Here is a 3,692-nt window from a genome sequence, read left to right on the forward strand (position 1 = left end):
TGCGTGACCCGGTGCCGGGCGACCAGCTCCACCAGCGACGGACCGGGCAGCAACTCCCGCGCCCCGGCCACCACCAGCCGCGCCCCCGAGCAGAGGGCCATCACCAGTTCCCAGCTCGCCGCGTCGAAGCCCGGCGAGGCGAACTGCAGGACCCTGCTGGAGCGGTCCACCCCCAGCCGGGCGGCCTGCGCGGCCACCAGGCTCGCCACACCGGCGTGCGAGACCGCCACGCCCTTGGGCCGGCCCGTCGAGCCGGAGGTGTAGATCACGTACGCGGGGTGCGCGGGCAGCAGGCCGGAGGGCAGGGCACTGTCATCCTGGCCCGCGACCGTCATGGAGACGGCCGGGTCGTCGAGGACCACGACCGGCACACCGATCAGCACGGGCACCTCGTCCTCGCAGTCCTGCGAGGTGAGCACGCACGTCACCCGGGCGTCGCGGAGCATGTACGAGATCCGCTCCGCCGGGTACTCCGGGTCGACGGGCAGGTAGGCCCCGCCGGCCTTGACCACCGCGAGCAGGGCGACGACCAGGTCGGCGCCGCGCTCCAGGCAGACCGCGACCACCGACTCCGGTCCCACACCCCGGCCGGCCAGCAGCCGGGCCAGGCGGTTGGCGCGGGCGTCCAGCTCCGCGTAGGTCAGCTCGACGCCGTCACCGGCCACCGCCACCGCGCCCGGGCACTGCGCGACCTGCGCCGCGAACAGCTCCGGCACCGTCGCCGGGGCGATCTCGGCCGCCGTGTCGTTCCACTCGGTCAGCACCCGGCGCCGCTCGTCGGCGTCCAGCACGTCCACCGTGCCGATCCGCGCCGACGGGTCGGCCACCAGCGCGCCGAGCAGCCGCGTCCAGCGCGCGACGATCCGCTCCACCGAACCGAGGTCGAACAGGTCCGCCGCGCCGATGACGACGCCGTGGATCCCGGCCGGCTCCCCGGCTTCGTCCAGCTCCTCGCCGACGGTGAACATCAGGTCGGCCGTGGCCCGCGAGTTCGCGGCGGTCTGGACCACCGCGTCCACGCCGGGCAGGGAGAGCCCGGCGCGCTCGTTGTTCTGCAGGGTCAGTTCCACCTGGAAGAGCGGGTTGCGGGCCAGCGAGCGGGACGGCGCCAGCTCCTCCACCAGCCGCTCGAACGGCACGTCCTGGTGCTCGAAGCCGGCCAGGGAAGCCTCCCGCACGCGGGCCAGGACATCGGCGAAGGTCGGGTCGCCCGACAGGTCGGCCCGCACTACGAGGGTGTTGACGAAGAAACCGACCAGGTCGTCCAGTGCCTCGTCCGTGCGGCCGGCGTTCGCCGTGCCGATCGGGATGTCCGCGCCCGCGCCCAGCTTGCTCACCAGCACGGCCAGCGCCGCCTGCAACGCCATGAAGAGCGTGACGCCCTCGTCCCGGACGACCTTCTCCAGGGCGCGGTGCAGCTCCGCGGGCACATCCAGCGGCACGGCGTGCCCGCGGTAGCTGGCGACCGCCGGGCGCACCCGGTCGCCCGGCAGCGCCAGCTCCTCCGGCACTCCGGCCAACGCCTGGCGCCAGTAGGAGAGTTGCCGGGATAGCAGGCTCTCGGGGTCGTCCTCCGACCCGAGCACCTCGCGCTGCCAGAGCGCGTAGTCCGCGTACTGGACGGGCAGCGGGGCCCACTGCGGCTCCCGGCCCTGCGACCGGGCCGCGTATGCCTCGGAGAGGTCGCGGCCGAGCGGGCCCATCGACCAGCCGTCGACGGCGATGTGGTGCGCCACCAGGACGAGCACCTGCTCGCCCGGGCCGGCGGTGAACAGCGTGGCCCGGATGGGCAGTTCGGCGGCCAGGTCGAAGACGTGGCCGGACTCCCCGGCTACCGCGTCTGCCAGGGCGTCGGCCGCCACCTCGGTGACCCGAAGCGCGAAGCCCGACTCGGCGACCGGTAGCACCCGCTGGTACGGCTCGCCGTCGGCGACCTCGAAGACCGTCCGCAGCACCTCGTGCCGGCCCACCACGTCCAGCATGGCCGCGGCCAGCGCGTCGACGTCCAGGACACCGTCCAGGCGGCGGACCATCGGGATGTTGTAGGTCGAGCTGGGGCCCTCCAGCTGGCCCAGGAACCAGAGCCGGCGCTGGGCGAAGGAGAGCGGCACCAGCTCCGGGCGCGGCCTGGCCTCCAGCGGGGGCCGGGCCGGGCCGGACAGCGCGGCCACCACGGAGGCCAGACCGGCCGGGGTGGGTGCGTCGAAGAGCGTGCGCACCGGCACCTCGACCCCCAGCAGGGCCCGCACCCGGCTGGCCAGCCGGACCGCGAGCAGGGAGTGGCCGCCGAGCGCGAAGAAGCTGTCGTCGACGCCGACCGACGCCACGCCGAGGACCTCGGCGAAGGCCGCGCAGAGGATCTCCTCGCGGGCGTCGGCCGGGCCGCGCGAGCCGGCCGCCGTACCGACGGGCCGGTCGGGCGCGGGCAGGGCCTTGCGGTCGAGCTTGCCGTTGACGGTGAGCGGCAGCGCTTCGAGCATCACCGTCGCCGACGGCACCATGTACTCCGGCAGGGAGTCGCGCAGGGCGGCCAGGATGGACTCGGCCAGCTCGGCCTGCCCCGACCAGCGCGGCGCGGCCGGCTCGGCGGCTGCCCTGGTGTCGGCCTCGGTGTCCGCCACGGGGGCGGCGTCGGGGCGGACCGCGTACAGGTTGTACAGCGGGATGTTCTGCAGCAGGCGGTTGTCCTGCTCGCGCACCACGTCGTAGCCGAGGGAGGTGAGCAGGCCCTCGACCAGCGCCAACCGGCCGTCGACGTCGTGGAGTTCGACGACGAGCTGGCGGATCTTCGGCCAGTCGGCGGCGTCGATGCCCTTGAGCACCTCGTACTCGGCGTTCTCCACGTCGACCTTCAGCAGGTCGATGCGGTCGATGCCCTGCTCGGCGATCACCTCGGAGAGGGTGCGCAGGCGGCAGAGGAACTGCTCGCTGTCGAGACGGGCGTCGACCAGTTCGTCGACCAGGGCGTCACCGGCGACGACGCCGTCCTCGGTCAGCTCCTCCTGGTTGCGCAGGTAGGAGCGGACCATCTCGTGCGCCTGGGTGCTGGTGGTGTGGCTGCTGGAGATGACGGTGTTGTACCGGTAGAACGTGAAGGTCTCCTCCTTGGCCTCGGCGGCGATACCGCAGTTGAACACCGTGGCGTTGAGGCCGTGCAGCTCCGCGTTGCGGCGCAGGGTGTCGAAGACCGGGGGGATCGGCTCGAAGGCGTAGATCCGGGCGTCGGGCACCCGCAGGCCCGCGAACAGGGTGAACATGCCGATGTTCGCGCCCACGTCGAGGATGGTCGCCCCGGCGGGCAGGGTGATGCCGTTCCGCAGGTATTCGAGGTTGGTGAAGATCTCCTCGTAGACGAAGTCGGTCTCGCTCCGGTTCTGATGGAAGACCGTCATGCCGTTGGGGAGCTGGTAGGTGCGCTCCAGCGCCTCGGGCTCGGTGCGCCCGATCCGCAGGAGTTCCCGGACGGCGTGCGCGTTCTGCGCCGAGGGCACCACGTAGGAGACCAGGCGCTTGTCGTGCTCGCCGAAGTCCCGGACGGCGACCACGGCGTCCTCGACGCCCGGGTGGGCGCCGAGCCGCGCCTCGATCTCGCCGAGTTCGATGCGGAAACCACGGACCTTGACCTGCTCGTCCGCCCGCCCCAGGTACTCCAGCAACCCCTCCGCCGTCCACCGCGCCAGGTCACCCGTGCG

1 protein-coding gene is annotated in these 3,692 nt (G+C 73.2%); it reads right to left on the reverse strand.

The window, feature by feature from the left end; all coding sequences use genetic code 11:
* On the reverse strand, nucleotides 1-3,692 hold a 3,692-nt coding region (locus AC0B61_RS37020), incomplete at both ends, for an FkbM family methyltransferase (protein ID WP_471746914.1).

Source organism: Kitasatospora sp. NPDC023385 (assembly GCF_055664045.1).